The sequence below is a fragment of the Paraclostridium sp. genome (genome assembly GCF_051657365.1).
Lineage (GTDB): Bacteria > Bacillota > Clostridia > Peptostreptococcales > Peptostreptococcaceae > Paraclostridium.
Genome location: NZ_JBOFKN010000139.1, coordinates 1 through 17,330, shown reverse-complemented (window position 1 = coordinate 17,330; position 17,330 = coordinate 1). Strand labels below are relative to the sequence as shown.

Annotated in this window: 17 protein-coding genes and 1 rRNA gene; 3 read left to right on the top strand and 15 right to left on the bottom strand. The window is 28.2% G+C overall.

The features are described from left to right. Positions 1-215: 215 nt before the first annotated feature. From ACRCYC_RS10135 to ACRCYC_RS10120, 4 genes are read right to left on the bottom strand one after another with little or no spacing between them, the layout of a single operon-like run. Entirely contained in the window at positions 216-908 is a 693-nt protein-coding gene (locus tag ACRCYC_RS10135) for a metallophosphoesterase (RefSeq protein ID WP_438619032.1), read from the bottom strand. Positions 909-959: 51 nt separating this feature from the next. Beyond that, positions 960-1,754 (bottom strand): GTP pyrophosphokinase, encoded by a 795-nt coding sequence (locus ACRCYC_RS10130; RefSeq protein ID WP_438619031.1) that lies wholly within the window; start codon positions 1,752-1,754, stop codon positions 960-962. A gap of 58 nt (positions 1,755-1,812) precedes the next feature. Then, positions 1,813-2,718, bottom strand: coding sequence for an MBL fold metallo-hydrolase (locus ACRCYC_RS10125; RefSeq protein WP_438619030.1), 906 nt, complete (start codon positions 2,716-2,718; stop codon positions 1,813-1,815). A gap of 10 nt (positions 2,719-2,728) precedes the next feature. Next, positions 2,729-3,457, bottom strand: coding sequence for a YkgJ family cysteine cluster protein (locus ACRCYC_RS10120; protein ID WP_438619029.1), 729 nt, complete (start codon positions 3,455-3,457; stop codon positions 2,729-2,731). Between the two features lie 86 nt (positions 3,458-3,543). On the opposite strand from ACRCYC_RS10120, the gene ACRCYC_RS10115 reads away from it, so the two are divergent. Together ACRCYC_RS10115 and ACRCYC_RS10110 are read left to right on the top strand one after the other, a co-directional pair. After that, positions 3,544-3,792 (top strand): hypothetical protein, encoded by a 249-nt coding sequence (locus tag ACRCYC_RS10115; protein ID WP_438619028.1) that lies wholly within the window; start codon positions 3,544-3,546, stop codon positions 3,790-3,792. A gap of 234 nt (positions 3,793-4,026) precedes the next feature. Then, a complete protein-coding gene (locus ACRCYC_RS10110; RefSeq protein WP_438619027.1) occupies positions 4,027-4,368 on the top strand; it encodes a hypothetical protein in 342 nt (113 codons plus the stop codon). A gap of 131 nt (positions 4,369-4,499) precedes the next feature. Here the strand turns inward: ACRCYC_RS10110 and adhE are convergent, their stop codons facing one another. Both adhE and ACRCYC_RS10100 read right to left on the bottom strand, forming a co-directional pair. Then, positions 4,500-7,130, bottom strand: a complete 2,631-nt coding sequence (gene adhE, locus ACRCYC_RS10105) for a bifunctional acetaldehyde-CoA/alcohol dehydrogenase (protein WP_438619026.1) — start codon at positions 7,128-7,130, stop codon at positions 4,500-4,502. Between the two features lie 226 nt (positions 7,131-7,356). Beyond that, positions 7,357-7,959, bottom strand: a complete 603-nt coding sequence (locus tag ACRCYC_RS10100; protein WP_438619025.1) for a DUF4230 domain-containing protein — start codon at positions 7,957-7,959, stop codon at positions 7,357-7,359. 106 nt (positions 7,960-8,065) lie between these two features. Here ACRCYC_RS10100 and ACRCYC_RS10095 point away from each other — a divergent pair, with 106 nt between their 5' ends. Continuing rightward, on the top strand, positions 8,066-9,013 hold the full coding sequence (locus ACRCYC_RS10095; RefSeq protein WP_438619024.1) for a manganese-dependent inorganic pyrophosphatase: 948 nt from the start codon (positions 8,066-8,068) through the stop codon (positions 9,011-9,013). 61 nt (positions 9,014-9,074) lie between these two features. On the opposite strand, the gene ACRCYC_RS10090 is transcribed toward ACRCYC_RS10095, so the two are convergent. The 9 genes from ACRCYC_RS10090 to rrf all read right to left on the bottom strand — a co-directional run. Continuing rightward, a complete protein-coding gene (locus ACRCYC_RS10090; RefSeq protein WP_438619023.1) occupies positions 9,075-9,599 on the bottom strand; it encodes a peptidylprolyl isomerase in 525 nt (174 codons plus the stop codon). Between the two features lie 100 nt (positions 9,600-9,699). Continuing rightward, positions 9,700-10,296 (bottom strand): AAA family ATPase, encoded by a 597-nt coding sequence (locus ACRCYC_RS10085; RefSeq protein ID WP_438619022.1) that lies wholly within the window; start codon positions 10,294-10,296, stop codon positions 9,700-9,702. A 95-nt stretch (positions 10,297-10,391) separates the two neighbouring features. Next, positions 10,392-11,135 (bottom strand): patatin-like phospholipase family protein, encoded by a 744-nt coding sequence (locus ACRCYC_RS10080; RefSeq protein WP_438619021.1) that lies wholly within the window; start codon positions 11,133-11,135, stop codon positions 10,392-10,394. A gap of 121 nt (positions 11,136-11,256) precedes the next feature. Continuing rightward, positions 11,257-12,555, bottom strand: a complete 1,299-nt coding sequence (locus ACRCYC_RS10075; protein WP_438619020.1) for a M18 family aminopeptidase — start codon at positions 12,553-12,555, stop codon at positions 11,257-11,259. 24 nt (positions 12,556-12,579) lie between these two features. Beyond that, positions 12,580-14,802, bottom strand: a complete 2,223-nt coding sequence (gene pcrA / locus ACRCYC_RS10070) for a DNA helicase PcrA (protein ID WP_438619019.1) — start codon at positions 14,800-14,802, stop codon at positions 12,580-12,582. A 192-nt stretch (positions 14,803-14,994) separates the two neighbouring features. Further along, entirely contained in the window at positions 14,995-15,639 is a 645-nt protein-coding gene (locus tag ACRCYC_RS10065; protein WP_438619018.1) for a dUTP diphosphatase, read from the bottom strand. A gap of 74 nt (positions 15,640-15,713) precedes the next feature. Further along, complete coding sequence (locus ACRCYC_RS10060; protein ID WP_438619017.1) at positions 15,714-16,259, bottom strand: NADH peroxidase; 546 nt, start codon at positions 16,257-16,259, stop codon at positions 15,714-15,716. Between the two features lie 148 nt (positions 16,260-16,407). Then, positions 16,408-16,953: an NADH peroxidase gene (locus tag ACRCYC_RS10055; protein ID WP_438619016.1), complete on the bottom strand. Its 546-nt coding sequence runs from the start codon at positions 16,951-16,953 to the stop codon at positions 16,408-16,410. A 268-nt stretch (positions 16,954-17,221) separates the two neighbouring features. Beyond that, positions 17,222-17,330 (bottom strand): 5S ribosomal RNA (gene rrf / locus ACRCYC_RS10050); the annotation flags it as partial.

Here is a 17,330-nt window from a genome sequence, read left to right as displayed (position 1 = left end):
TATATTACTTATTACTATCACACTCGCAATAACTACATATATACTTGCATATATACTTGCTCTTTTGAAATTTTCTTTGTATTTAAATAAAATTCCTACAGGCAATACATATAAGATTAAAATTACTAATGCCCATCTCACATTAACAACTCCTTTACCTAAAATCATCATATTTAGGTTAAATATATCTTATAGTATTTACCATATTTTATTAATTAATCCATAATTTTTATTAAATTAAAATTTGTATAATCACAAGAAACTAATTTATACTCAATTCCATTTTTAATTCCCTCTAGTCCCATCTTAAAAGATTCTTTCCCATGGAGATGTCCATATACAACTTTTTCAACATTATATTGTTCATATATATCTGTGAATAAAGATGGTTCTAATCTATCATTTGTAGGAGGATAATGAGTAATCACTATTATCTTTTCAAATCCTGCTTTTTTAGCTCCATCTAAAGATAACTTAAGTCTGTGCGCTTCTCTTTTATAAATTTTTTCATCTTCTTCTGTAAATTTAACATCATTAGGACATATCCATCCCCTAGTTCCACATATAGCATAATCGTTATGATAATAAAAGTTGTTTTGTAAGAAACTCATATCATCATAAATTTTATTTAATTTAGTCACTGTAGTCCACCAATAATCATGGTTTCCTTTTACATATATTTTTTTACCTGGAAGACTATGTATTATATTTAAATCAGCTTCTGCTTCCTTCATATTTATAGCCCAAGACGTATCTCCTACAATCAATACTAAGTCATCTTCTTTAACTTGACTTTTCCAACTATTAATTATTTTTTCTTCATGATTATCCCAATTTTCGCCAAATATATTCATAGGTTTATTGACTGCAGTTGAAAAATGTAAATCTCCTATTGCATATAAACTCATAGTATTGTCCTTTCTGCATCTATTTAAAAATGAAAAAAAGAAGCGAGATTATTACCCTCTTCTTTTTTTATTATATCCTTCTAACAGCATATCTATTTCGCTTTTTAGAGCTATTATTTCAGTTATATCTTTTTCATTGTCAATCCTATCTAATCTTCTTTGATAGGTTATAGCTTTTTGAGTCTCTCCTAAATCATATAATTCCTGTATTTTTCCTAATACATCTCTTACTGTTATAGATTTCACTTGATACATAACTTGAGCCTTCATTATATGTTCTCTGATTTCACTCATTTCTTGATCTAATAAAAATGCTGCATCAGCTGCTCTTCTTAATCTTATAGCTAAATCCTCTGGTATGTAATGTTCATATTTATATTTTAGCGAATGTTCTATAGTAGCCCAAAAATTCATAGCTAGCGTTCTTATCTGTATTTCGCATAATATTTCTTTATATCCATGAGCAGTATTTATAGGATATTTTATTATTACATGGTAGCTCCTATATCCACTATCTTTAAAGTTTTCTATATAGTCTTTTTCATAAACTATTTCCATATCATTTCTTGATTTTATAAGTCCAACTATAGTATATATATCTTCAACAAACTGGCACATTATTCTTATTCCAGCTATATCTTCCATTTCATCTATATCTGAAATATCTAATCTTTTTGCTTTAGATATTATTGATGATATTTTCTTTGATCTACCAGTAACAAACTCTATAGGAGAATATTCTCCCTTTTTAAGAAATTCTTTTCTTATATTTTTAAATTTAACTTTAAGTTCTTCTACAGCGTGTTCATAAGGAACAAGTATCTTATCCCACTTATCGTATTCCATTATTTCTCACCCTTTATTTTAATATTTTCCAACTCCTATATTTTAACATAATTTATAATTATTTTGTATAATAAAGAACATCTCCAGCCTTTAAATAGCAATCAACTTCACCTAATTTTATTAAGTAACTCATCATCCCTACTATTGTAGACTTAAAGAAATGATATTCTTTATAATTGTAACTTAACTCATTGTTATTGAGTATTGTTTTTAATATAAATTCTAAGGTGCTAGGTTGCTTAACTATCGATCTTATTTGCATTAAATATTTTTCTACGCACTCTTCATGATTTGCTATTAATTTCAAAGTAGTATTTTTATCTAATGGATTTTTACAATGTCCTAATACCGAATAGTCAAAATCTAAGCTTTTTATTTTATTTAACGATATTAGATAAGCTTCTATATCAAATAAAAATAGCAACTCAAACTTGTTTAATAAATCCGCTCCTATTAGTGTGTCCCCTAAGTACAATACCTTGTCTTTAGTCAATATACCAATAGATCCTATAGTGTGTCCTTTTAACTCTAGTACTTCTATATATTCATTATTTATTTTTACTTTTCCAATTTCTATGACTTTATCTATATTAACTTCTTTCATGTTATTATTAACTAGTATTTTTTCAAAAATTTCATTAGTATTTCCACCCATTATATATGATGAAAATAAAGAAGGGTTATCTATATATGGCTTACTATCTTTACTAGACATATTTATTATATCTTTATATTTTTCTTTAAATTGATATCCTGCTCCATAGTGATCGTTATGTTCATGAGTATTTATTATCCATTTAACCTCAATACCTTTATCTTCAAGACATTTCATTATATTCTTAGGTCTAACACCTGGCAATCCTGGATCAATAATTAATGCACTATTATCATTAAATATATATATACCTGTATTAGTTCCACCTCTTGCATAAAATGAACTTCCTTTTATATTTATAATTTTCATATAACTCACCTTACAATAATATTCTTTTCAATCTATTTAAAGCTCTTTTTCTAACTTTTTCATCTTTTGATATATTTATCTTTACATTATAGGCTACATCTTCATATAATAACGAATCTATAAAATATTCAACTAAACCTCTATCTTTAAATTCTATATCTATTACTCCACTTGAATATAATTTTGAATCAAGTATCATTAAAGAATCCGCAAACTCTAATCTTTCATGTTTTTCTAAATATTTTTTGCTTGGCTTAAAATTCTCACAATAGTTTATTTTAAAATCTACAACTTTCTCATTAATTTTAAATCCATACTCTTTTTTTATCAATTGAGCATATTCTTGATTTTTTTTGTTTATATTATTTAAATTCGCATTATAATCATGATTTGTCCAATGTCCATAAATTCTGCAATTCAAAGGTCTAACTGCATAAATTAAACATCTATTATCTTCATCTTTAAATGGACAAGGACTCTTTTTTATATATTCTAAGAAATAATAATCCATCAATTTATTTAAACATCTATCCTTTAAATTTTTATCATTTTCTAAATAATTATATATGTTTATAAATTCAATTAAATTTATCCCTACTGATTCCATGCAACATTTACCACAACCAGTACAGTCTCCACTTGGTACAGTTTTATATATTTTATTTAATTTATCAATTAAGTTATTTTCTTTAGCAAATTCTATACTTTTATTTATATCATTTTTTTTTAGGGTAGCCATTATTATTACTCCTTGTTATAATTATTAGGTTAATACAAACAATTATTATAACATATTTTTTTGAAACTTATTAGGAGGTACTTTTTATGAATAGATATACTAAGGTTATAAATATGATGGAAAGTTATTACACAAAAGATTATGAGAAAAAGAAAAAAAATGTAACTAAAATCAGAGAAGTAAGAGAAGATACCGTTAGAAAATTCTTCTTACAAGGTGACTGTGAGGTTTTAGTTATATTAGAAGATAGCGGTAAAGAGATATTAATAGATGATTTCTCTCCAGAAGAAGATATAAAAAAATACTTAGGATCTAAATTTATAAATAAGAAATAAAAAAAATCCCTCTACCATTTTGTAGGAGGGATTTTTTTATTTTTATGGTATAAAAAATAAAACACAGGTAATAATAGTAATATATAAATAATATTTAACTCAATCTCCCCCAATTATGAGCTTTCGTTCCCCCGATGGAAGCTCTTTTTTTATGCTTATATAATTTATTTTATTGATATTTAAATTATTTGAGGTATAATATTTTATTAATTAAGAATTAAGGAGATGTTATCCATGATTAAAATAGGCAACCTAAATTTAGACACAGATTTCGAATATAGGATTATAAGAGAAGAGGATGATGATATTGACTTATTCATAGATATTAATTATCGAAGCGTAGATATAGATTGTGATACTAATGGTATGTTTACGTCTAGAATCCAATTTCCATTTGTTAGGTCTATGATATTAAGACTTAACAAGTCTAGTTATACTATGACTGTTCATTGTATGAGAGATATAGATTTATTCTCTGCATTTGCAAACTTCGAAATAAATTACTCTAATTCAATCATCAACATTAAAAACGATTATGAAAAAGTAATTTTCAGTAAAAATACACTAGATTTATAAATTTTCTTATAAAATAATAAGGGGGCCTTAATAGGCCCCTTTATTATTTTACATTTACTTACTCAAAGTATATTACATCATCTTTTCTCAGTCAAGCTATATTTTCTGAAAATTCTAATTTTTAATTTTATTTATTTTTTAGCTATCTTTCCAAAAGCTGTAACATATATATCTTTTAACTCAGATACTAATGGATATCTTGGATTAGCTGGAGTACATTGATCATCAAAAGCATCTAATGCTAATTTATCAACTGCCGCCATGAAATCTTTTTCATTTACTCCGCATTCAGATATTGTTTTTGGTATATTTAACTCAGTTAATAAGTTATTCACCGCATCTATTAAACTATTTACACCTTCTTCAGTAGTACTTGCTTTAAGTCCTACATATTTAGCTATTTCTGCATATTTTTCATCTGCAACAAATGATTTATATTTAGGGAATGCCGCAAATTTAGTTGGTTTTGTAGCATTATATCTTATTACATATGGTAATAAAATTGCATTTGATCTACCATGTGATATATGGAACTCTGATCCTAACTTATGTGCTAATGAATGATTTATTCCTAAAAATGCATTTGCAAATGCCATTCCTGCCATGCATGAAGCATTGTGCATTTTCTCTCTAGCTTCTCTATCACTTCCATCTTTATATGCTCTTGGTAAATATTCAAATACCATTTGTATAGCTTTCATTGCTAATGCATCTGTATAATCAGTAGCCATAACTGAAACATACGCTTCTATTGCATGTGTTAATACATCAACTCCTGTATCTGCTGTAACAGCTTTAGGCACAGTCATTACAAAATTAGGATCTATTATAGCTATGTCTGGAGTTAGTTCATAATCAGCTAAAGGATATTTTATATTATTAACTTTATCTGTTACAACTGCAAAAGATGTAACTTCTGATCCAGTTCCTGACGTAGTTGGAATAGCTACTAACTTAGCTTGTCTTCCAAGTTTAGGGAATTTAAATACTCTTTTTCTTACATCCATAAATCTTAGTCTTAAATCATCAAAATCAACTTCTGGATTTTCATAGAATAACCACATCCCTTTAGCAGCATCCATTGATGATCCTCCACCTAATGCTATAATTGTATCTGGCTTAAACTGTCTCATAACTTCTGCGCCATTTAATACTGTATCTACTGATGGGTCTGGTTCAACATCTGAAAATACTTCTATCATAACTGGATTATTTCTTTTTCTTAAATGATACATTAATTTTTCTACATATCCTAACTGAACCATCATTTTATCGGTAACTATCATTACTCTATTTGTATCTGCCATTTTTTCTAAATAACTTACTGATCCAAATTCATGGTAAACTCTTTCTGGTATTCTAAACCATTGCATGTTATTTCTTCTCATAGTAACTTTTTTAACATTTATTAAGTTTACTGCTGATACATTATCTGTTGTTGAGTTGTTACCCATAGACCCACATCCTAACGTTAATGATGGCATATTTACGTTATATATATCACCTATTGCTCCATGAGTTGAAGGTGCATTTACAAGTAATCTACCTGTTCTAACCTTTTCACCAAATTCTAGTATTACATCATCTCTATTTGAATGTATAACAGCAGAGTGTCCAAGGCCTCCAAACTCTGTCATTTCTACACATTTTTCTATTCCTTCTTTATATCCTTTAACTTTATAACAAGCTAATATCGGACTTAATTTTTCCTTAGACAATGGATATTCATATCCTACGCCTTCAAGTTCTGCTATTAATATTTTAGTATTTTTAGGCACATCCTTTATTCCTGCCATTTCAGCTATTTTATAAGCACTTTGCCCCACTATATTAGCATTTATTGTACATGTTTCTTTATTTATAACTAGCCCTTCTAATAATTTCTTTTCTTCCTTATTTACAAAATAGCAATCATAAGATTTCATTAATCCTACTACTTCGTCATAAATTTCTTCATCTATTATAACCGCTTGTTCTGAAGCGCATATCATTCCGTTATCAAAAGTTTTTGATAGTATTAAATCGTTTACCGCTTGCTTAACATCAGCTGTCTTTTCTATATAACATGGTACGTTTCCTGCTCCAACTCCTAATGCTGGTTTTCCAGAAGAGTATGCAGCTTTTACCATACCAGGTCCTCCAGTTGCTAATATCAATGATACCCCATCATTTTTCATTAATGCATTTGAAGCTTCTATTGAAGGTTCTTCTATCCATTGAATACAATCTTTTGGAGCTCCAGCTGCTATTGCTGCATCTCTAACTATTTTAGCTGCTTCAGATGAAGACTTTTGAGCTGATGGGTGGAAGCTAAATATTATTGGATTTCTACTTTTCATAGCTATTATAGATTTAAACATTGTTGTTGAAGTTGGATTTGTAACTGGTGTTACCCCAGCTATAACTCCTATAGGTTCCGCTATTAACTTATAATTTTCTTCTTCATTTTCTTCTATAACACCAACTGTTTTATTGTACTTTATACTATTGTAAACGTACTCTGTTGCAAATATGTTTTTAGTTACTTTATCTTCAAAAACTCCTCTTTGTGTTTCATCTACAGCCATCTTTGCAAGCTCTATATGTTTATCAAGGCCTTTCTTTGCCATTTCTTTCACAATATTATCTACAGCTTCTTGATCTAATTTTAGCATTTCTACTTTTGCTTTATTAGCTTTATCTACTAATACATTTACTTTGTCTGCTGCAGTTAACTCTCTTTTAAGATCCATATTTACTACCTTTTTAGCTTCTTTACTCATTTGAAAATCCTCCCAAGATATTAGTTTATTTATATCAATGTTAGTTATTTAACAATCTTTATGTTTTTATAATATACCTTCGTTATTTTTTTGTCAACAGTTTATTGTTAATTTTTTATCTTTTTTTAAAAATATATTTAATAATTAATTTTATATCCACATTTGCGACAAATAAATATAGATATCTAAAAGCAACTATCACTTCTAGATATCTATTTTAATACGTCTATTGTTTAAAATTAACTATCACTTCTTTATACCCTAAATCTTTTAAGCTTTTCGCCAAATTATTTTTTATGCTAATTTCTACATCTTCTAAAAATCCTTCTTGTATTACTTTTTGCTCGTATTCTTGTTTGCTTTTTGCTAATTCTTCTATTACTTCATTTACATCCACCTTGTTAAATAAAGCATTCTTTATGTCATAAACATATACATTTTCTTCATCTATATAATGATCTATGATACTACACTTATTTATATCTATACTTATAGAATTCTTATTATTATGAGAAATAACAATATCCTCAGATTTTATACCGCCCTTTACTATCCCGTTATATTTTATAATAAATGATTTTTCAGTAAATGGTATCTTTATATTTTTAAAACTTTTATCCTTTGTAATGGTCACTATATCACTATAATTATATTTAGATGTAGAAAGTTCAGTTACTTCCTCTATTGTATTTAAAACTTTTGATGTATCTTTTGGTGACTTTTTGGAAAAAATTAACCCTGAGGATATTATAGTTCCTATAATAATACCTATAGTTATAAATAATATTAAAACTTTTTTACTATTAATTTTTTTACGTTTTTGTAGCAAAGTTTTACCTCCTTTTGATATAATATAAGTTACGATTATAAGGTTTAAATTTGTATACCTAACAAAATTAATACATAAATTTTTCAAATATGAAAGGAGATTCAAAATGACTTTATTAGTTTTTGGTCATAAAAACCCTGATACAGATTCAATCTGTTCATCAATATCATTAACATACTTAAAAAATAAATTAGGACAACCAGCTAAGGCTTACGCTTTAGGAGAAATTAGAAAAGAAGCTCAATTTGCTTTAGATTACTTCAATGTTGAAGCTCCAAGTATATTAACTTCTATATCAAATATATGCAATGATGATACTAACTTAGTACTAGAAGGAAAACCTCAAGTTGTACTTGTTGATCACAATGAATACGGACAAAGTATAGATGGTTTAGAAGATGCTGATTTAGTTGAGATAGTTGATCATCATAAATTAGGTGGTATGAAAACAGATACGCCTCTATCAATGAGATTAATGCCAGTTGGATGTACTTGTACAATAATCACGCAAATGTTTAAAGAAAACAATATTGAAATACCTTATGAAATAGCTGGACTTTTAATGTCTGCAATATTATCAGATACTTTAATATTCAAATCTCCAACAACTACAGATATGGATAAAATAGCAGTTGAAGAATTAAATAAAATAGTTAAAGTAGATATTGAAAAATATGCTATGGATATGTTTAAAGCTGGCACTTCATTAGATGGATTTACAGTTGAAGAAATAGTGCATATGGACTTTAAACCATTTGACATGGAAGGTAAAAAAGTTGGAATAGGACAAGTATTTACTTTAGATATAGATGCAGTTCTTAATAAACAAGATGAGTTCCTAAACTATATAAATAGTACTGATTTTGATATGTTATTATTAGCTGTAACAGATATAATTAAAGAAGGTTCTTACCTAATATACAAAGCTGAAGATAATATAATATCTGATGCATTCGATGTAAATGCTACTCAAGGAGTTTTCGTTGAAGGAGCAGTTTCAAGAAAGAAACAGTTAGTTCCAAACTTAACAGAATCAGTTAAGAAAAATATATAAAGTAAAAGAGATTCTTAAATTTAAGAATCTCTTTTTTATGTTATGCTTATTGAGGTTTTAATTACATTTTTTCTACGTTAGAGTAATCTTTTCCAAATGTTTCAACAGTAACTTTTTTCATTACTTGTGCAGTTTGAGGTTTATCTGCTCTGTCTGTTCTAACAGAAGCTATTTCATCTACAACATCCATACCCTCTATTATTCTACCAAATGATGCATATTGTCCATCTAAATGTGGAGAGTTAGCATGCATTAAGAAAAATTGAGATCCAGCTGAGTTTGGCGCCATAGTTCTAGCCATTGATATAACTCCTCTGTCATGCTTTAAGTTGTTAGTATGTCCATTTTGAGTGAATTCTCCTTTTATAGAGTATCCAGGTCCACCCATTCCATTTCCATTAGGGCATCCTCCTTGTATCATAAATCCAGGTATTACTCTGTGGAATGTTACTCCATCATAATATCCTGATTCTACTAACGATACAAAGTTATTAACTGTATTTGGAGCTATATGTGGGTATAACTCAACTTTTATTTGTTTTCCATTTTCCATTTCTATAGTTACTATAGGGTTCTTATTTTCCATTTTTATGTACTTCCTTTCTTATTAGTTTTATATTCTCTTTTTATATTATATACCAATAATAATAAAAAATCACAAAAATAAGCTACTTAATTTTAGTAGCTTATTTTTCATCTTGTACGTCTAATATTTCAGTTTCTTTATAGTCTATATTTAATAAATCTAATATTTGCTTAGCTCTCTCTTTTGTAGAACCTGAAACTTCTATATACTTCATGTTTTCAGATTTTAAGAAACTTAATATAGCCTCATCTATTTGAATTGCTATACTTTCATCTTGCCATCTCACTCCATCTTTAACGTATCCAAATTGTCTAGGCACATACACTATCATATCGTAATTCTGCATATCTTCTATAGCTAAACAATATAAATCTTTTAATATTTGTATCTCTTTCTTAGTTCTATCTCTATCACCTAACATAAATCTTCCATATATATATGGTACAAATGTAGCATAGTCTGTAAGTGCATAATCAAATCCTGATAAATCATCTTCTATCTTTTTTTGACCTAGATATATCCCATATTGTTCAGATATAGTTTCTATCATACCTTTGTCTCTTAAGTATTCTGTAGAATACTCTAGCGCATATCCTACATCTAACCCAGCTATTTTCATTTCAACATATAAATGTTGTATTAATGTTGTCTTGCCACATCTAGGTCCACCTAGTACAGCAATTCTTTTAGTTGCCATAATTTATATCAACTCCATATTTTATATTTCAAATTAGAACCTTTTTATTATACTAACATACGACAATTTATTCAACATTTTCAATGTAATTATAATTATATATTTATATTTCTAGCTATTTCATATCCTTCATTAAATATCTGCTTGCAGAATTCACCTTCGAATTTTAATGTAGCATTTTTTTCAAATATAGTATTAGGTTTTATAATAGTTACTTTTTCTTTTTTATAGTTATCTTTTATATCTTGTGGCAATTCATAATCTTGATTCATAGTTATTATCACAATTTCATCCACATTATTTTCTAGTAAAGGACATAATAATGTATTATTAAGCATACCTCCATCTAATTTAAACCCATCATATACTCCATTTACCAAATCTTTTTTAAATTGATCTGATGGTTTTAATTCTTTTGAAGGTCTAAATGGTAATAAAGAACTATATTTTATACTCTCTAAAGCCTCTTCATTACTTAATTTGGATACATCTACTATTTTTTCTTCCATTATTGAATTTTTAACTTGTACATAATTCACATAAAATGGTTTTTTGTCATCAGATTGATCAGTTAGTCCCTTTAACATGTCAATCGCTATAGAGTTATCCACAGTATTATCAACTATTTTGATACCGTTTTCACCAATTGTCTGAATGTTTATCCACATTTCCTTTAACTTGTTAACATTTTTTGTGTATATGTAGTATCCATTTATAGCACCTATAGATGTACCTGTTATAACATCAAATTCAATATTTTTTTCGTAAAGTCCATATATAACTCCAGCTTCAAATGCTCCTTTTGCTCCTCCGCCTGCTAGACATAATCCTTTTTTCATATCACTATCTCCTATTCTATATATTTAAATTTATAATATTTATTTTTATTAATAATTATAGGGGATGCTTAAAAGTACAATACTTTTTATACATCCCCTTAATTTATTACTTATTTATATTTTATAATTCATAAAATACTTTAAATGTTTTATATATATCCATATGATCTTCTACACATCCTAATTCTCTTATAGAGTGCATAGCTAGTATAGGGCTTCCAATATCAACAGATGGTATATCTATATGAGTTGAAGATATTGGTCCTATTGTACTTCCCCCTCTTACATCAGATCTATTGACAAACTCTTGGCAATTAACCCCCGCTTGCTTACATATCATTTTATATACAGCTATAGATTGACTATCACTTGTATAAGCTTGATTTGCATTTATCTTTATAACTGGACCTTTCCCCATAACAGGTCTACTTGTTGGATCATGCTTTTCAGGAACATTTGGATGAACAGCGTGTGCAAGGTCTGCTGATATTATAAACGAAGAATATAAACTTCTAAAGAACTCTTCTCTAGTTTGACCTAACCCTAAAGATATTCTTTCTAATACATTTATTAACATATTAGAATCAGCTCCTTGTTTAGTTGAGCTTCCTACTTCTTCATTATCAAATACAGCTACTACATTCACACCATTAACTGCTTTAGCATCCACAAGTGCATGTAAGCTTGCATGTGCCATAGATAAGTTATCTAATCTTCCACAAGATATCATTTCTTCATTTGCACCTATTAACATCCCTTTTTCATATTCATATAAGAATAAATCAAAATCTAATATTTCTTCTATTTTTACCCCTAGTTCCTTAGCTATAGTTTTTACTAAGAAATTCTCTTTTTCTAAAGTATCATTTAGTAGTCCTACTAATGGTAACATGTCCTTTTGCTTATTTAAAGCAAATCCATCGTTAACCTCTCTATTCATATGTATAGCTAAGTTAGGTATTATACATATAGGTCTATTTATATTTACTAGTGTCTCAGTAGGTCTTAAAATATTCTCTCCTTTTAATACAACTCTTCCTGCTATAGCTAATGGTCTATCTAACCAAGTATTTAATATAGGCCCTCCATAGCACTCTGTATTTAACTTTAAGTATGTTTTTTCAACTTCCATTTCTGGACTTGGCTTAATTCTAAAAGAAGGTGAATCTGAATGTGAACCTATTATTCTAAATCCATCTTCTTTTAAGTTGTCAGTATCTACAGTAAAAGCAATTATAGCCGATGAATTTTTAGTAGTATAATATTTTCCACCTTTTTTGATGTCCCAATTTGATCTCGCATCTAAATTTTCAAATCCATTTAATTTTAATAGCTCTTCTGATGTTTCAACTGAATGAAAAGCCGTTGGACTGTTATGTATAAACCCTATTAAATTTTTTGCAAACTCTTTTGAATTCATGTTAAATCCCCCTATATATCTTATTTATAATAAATCTAATGTTGTGTACTCTTTATTTATCTTTTTTATTCCTTGATTATTAAAGGCTATTGTTAAGTCTGACCCTGAAGCAGATACTACAGTTCCTACTCCAAACTTAGGATGATGTACTTTAGATCCTAATTTTATATCTTCAACATTAGATTCACTTTTACTATCTTTTATAGTAGCATTAACTTTAGTAGCTACACTAGCTTTATTCATAGATTTCATATATTTTTGTTTATATTTATCTAGCATATTGTAATTTGCTTTAGAATAGCTTAAATCATGCTCATCTTCATTTAATTTTTCTATACACTCACTTGGTAGTTCTTCCATAAATCTTGACTGTATAGATGGATTCGTTTTACCATAAAGAGTTCTTTTCTTAGTAAGTGTCATATACAACTCTTTTTTAGCTCTTGTTATACCAACATAACAAAGTCTTCTTTCTTCTTCTATATCTGATTCATTCATAGATCTTACAGCTCTAGATATAGGGAATAATCCTTCTTCCATACCAATTAAATACACCACAGGGAACTCCAATCCTTTAGATGTATGTATCGTCATAAGAGATACTCTATCATCTTCTTCTTCATTATTTTCCGATGATGTAAGTGCTACATTAGTTAAAAAAGTTTCTAAGTCCTTTTCCTCACTACTATTTTCAAATTCTATAGCTATGGATATAAATTCTTTTAAGTTATCTATTCTATCTTGTGATTCTTCATTTTTATCGTTTTCAAGTTCATCTAAGTATCCAGTAACATCTAATACTTTTTCTATAAGTTTACTTACTGAGTAAGCATCCTTAATTACTCTAAGTGTCCCTACTAAGTCTACAAAACCATTTATATTTGATCTAGCTTTAGTAGATATATCTGAGTTTGTATCTACATCTAAAAGTACTGAGAATATACTTTCTTGTTTTAAAGTAGCTCTATCTTCTATTTTTTCTATAGTTCTAAGTCCAATTCCTCTTTTAGGAACATTTATTATTCTTTTTAAAGATATATCATCTTGTACATTTTGAAGCACTCTTAAGTAAGCAACTAAATCTTTTATTTCTTTTCTTTCATAGAATTTAGTACCTCCATATATATTATATGGTATTTGACTTCTATTTAAAGCATCCTCGATAGCACGAGCTTGTGCATTCGCTCTGTATAATACGGCAAAATCTTTAAATGGTTTGTTTTCTTTTCTATGAATTCTCCAAATGCTATCTGCAACATAATCTGCTTCTTCTATTTCATCTGCATTTATCTGTATTTTTATTTTTTCGCCTTCTTTTTGCTCACTCCATAATTTTTTTCTTTTTCTTTCTATGTTATTAGAGATAACTGTATTTGCAGCATCTAATATAACTTGAGTAGATCTGTAATTTTGCTCTAGTTTGACAACATGAACATCATTATAATCTCGTTCAAACTCAAGTATATTCCTTATGTCTGCACCTCTCCAACCATATATACTTTGGTCATCATCTCCAACAACACATATATTTTGGTGCTCTTTAGCTAAAAGCTTTATAAGTTCATACTGAGCTTTACTAGTATCTTGATACTCATCAACCATTATATATTTAAACTTATTTCTATAATAAGCTAACACACTTTCTTCTGTCTTTAACAGTTCTACAGTCTTTATTATTAAATCATCAAAATCAAGTGCACTATTTCTTTTTAATCTATCTTGATACAGTGTATATACATCTGCTATTTTACTCATTCTAGCATCACTTCTATGCATATCTTTATACTCTTTAGGCGTTAATAATTTATCTTTTGCACCAGATATATAACTTATAACGACTTTAGGTTCAAATGCCTTATCGCTTAAATTAAGTTCTTTTAAACAATCTTTAACTAGTGTTGCCTGATCTGAACTATCATATATAACAAATGATCTATTATATCCAATTCTATTTATATCTTTTCTAAGCATCCTAACGCAACATGAATGGAATGTTGTAATCCACATATCCTTTACATCTGAGTCAATAGTTTCTTCGACCCTTTCTTTCATTTCATTTGCAGCTTTATTTGTAAATGTTATTGCTAATATATTACTAGGATGTACTCCTTTATTTTGCATAAGATGAGCTATTCTTGTTGTTAACACTCTAGTTTTTCCAGATCCAGCTCCAGCTAATATAAGGACTGGTCCTTCTGTTTTTAGTACCGCTTCTCTTTGGGCGGGATTTAGTGAATCTATATCCATTATTACCTCCTATATACCAATGATATATGTATATTTTAATCTATAATCTATATTTATTCAAATTTATTACTCTATCAATAATAATGCCCATAATTATAGATATTTAAAATATAATATTAAATAGAAAAAGCCCTAGACATAACTAAGACTTTTCCTATTTAATATTATATTTTAATATGAATATATTCTACTTTAAAATCCAGTGTGTCCAAAACCTCCACCTCGATTAACACCCTTTATCTCTTCAACATCATATACATGAATAAAGTTTGCTCTATAATATTTAGCTAATATCATCTGTGCAATTCTATTTCCTTTATATATGTATATGCTACCATATGGATTTCCATTTTTATCTAAATATATGTAGTTTTTAAGTAATTTTTTATATGAAGATTCACATTCTTTATATTCATCAATATTATTTCCTTGAGATATCAAATAATCTATTAGCCTAACTTCTTTATAATTTTCTTTTAAGTCTTTCAACTTTTCTATATCATTTGCAATCTCATAGGGTAAATTAGCTATATTATAATTATTTTCTAATATTACAGATATCTCACTCACTGAATCTGCATCTATAGTTCCTACTGAATTAGATATTTTAAGATTAGTTCTTAATGACAATCCACTTCTTGCTCTTATCTGAATTTCCATATTATCTGGTATTGCAAATTTTATATTCAGAGGAATTGCTACTTTCTCAAAAGGTCTTATAACCATATCTCTAGCAGCAAATAAATCAGCCCCTGATGCTAGTGGTGTTTCATATTTAGGAACTGTAGCATCTTCTCCATACTCAATAAATACATCTACTATTTTACTGTTATTCATTAAAACCCCTCTATTCTTATTAATATAAACAAAAAGAAGAAGTCATATATGACTTCTTCTTTTTATTTATATTATTATTTTCCAAAATGTCTATTTAATAATCCTAAGAATGCTTTACCATGTCTAGCTTCATCTTTACACATTTCATGAACTGTATCATGTATAGCATCTAATCCTAACTCTTTAGCTTTTTTAGCTAATTTTAATTTTCCATCAGTTGCTCCGTATTCAGCTTCAACTCTTGCTTTTAAGTTAGCTTGTGTATCTGCTACTACTACTTCTCCTAATAATTCAGCAAATTTAGATGCATGTTCTGCTTCTTCAAATGCTATTCTTTTGTAAGCTTCTGCTACTTCTGGATATCCTTCTCTATCTGCTTGTCTTGACATTGCTAAGTACATTCCTACTTCTGTACATTCTCCAACAAAGTTAGCTCTTAATCCTTCTACTATTTCTTCATCAACACCTTGTGCTACACCTATTCTATGCTCATCAGCCCAAGTCATTTCACCTTTCATTTCTTCAAACTTACTAGCTGGTGCTTTACATATAGGACAGAATTCTGGTGCTGTTTCTCCTTCATGTATATATCCACATATTGTACAAACAAATTTTTTCATATTAAAATCCTCCATTTATATTTTTAAACTTTTTATATTCATAATCAAATCATTTGTCAACTTACCAGGTTAACGTTTCACTAAATTGTAATACACTATATATACCCAATATTTCATTTAATAAACACTAAATATTTATTATATTATATTAATTACCAAAATGTCTATTTAATAATCCTAAGAATGCTTTACCATGTCTAGCTTCATCTTTACACATTTCGTGAACTGTATCATGTACAGCATCTAATCCTAATTCTTTAGCTCTTTTAGCTAATTTTAATTTTCCATCAGTTGCTCCATATTCAGCTTCAACTCTTGCTTTTAAGTTAGCCTTTGTATCAGCCACTACTACTTCCCCTAGTAATTCAGCAAATTTAGATGCATGCTCTGCTTCTTCAAATGCTATTCTCTTATAAGCTTCCGCTACTTCTGGATATCCTTCTCTATCTGCTTGTCTTGACATTGCTAAGTACATTCCTACTTCTGTACATTCCCCTGTAAAATTAGCTCTTAATCCTTCTATTATTTCTTCATCTATACCTTGTGCTACACCTATTCTGTGCTCATCAGCCCAAACCATTTCACCTTTTACCTCTTCGAACTTATCAGCTCCAACTTTACATACTGGACATATTTCTGGTGCTGTCTCTCCTTCATGTATATAACCACATACTGTACAAACAAATTTTTTCATATTAAAATCCTCCCTTTAACCTTATCTATATTAATTTAAAATAAGTTCATATTTATTATCTATCAACTTGTTATATTTAATATATACCCGATATCATTTTGACTAAACATAATTTTTTAAATTTTTTTAATTTTAGTTAATACTCACTTTATTTATAATTTTCAAAATTAATATTCATCATTAAATAAGTAAATATTAAATATATAATTACCCAAATATACCCCTTACTAACAAGTAAGGGGTATATTTTACAATATAAAAAAAGATCACGCGGCTACGTCCTACTCTCCCAGGCAGCTTCCCACCAAGTACCATCGGCGCTAAAGAGCTTAACTTCTGTGTTCGGAATGGGAACAGGTGTATCCTCTTTGCTATAA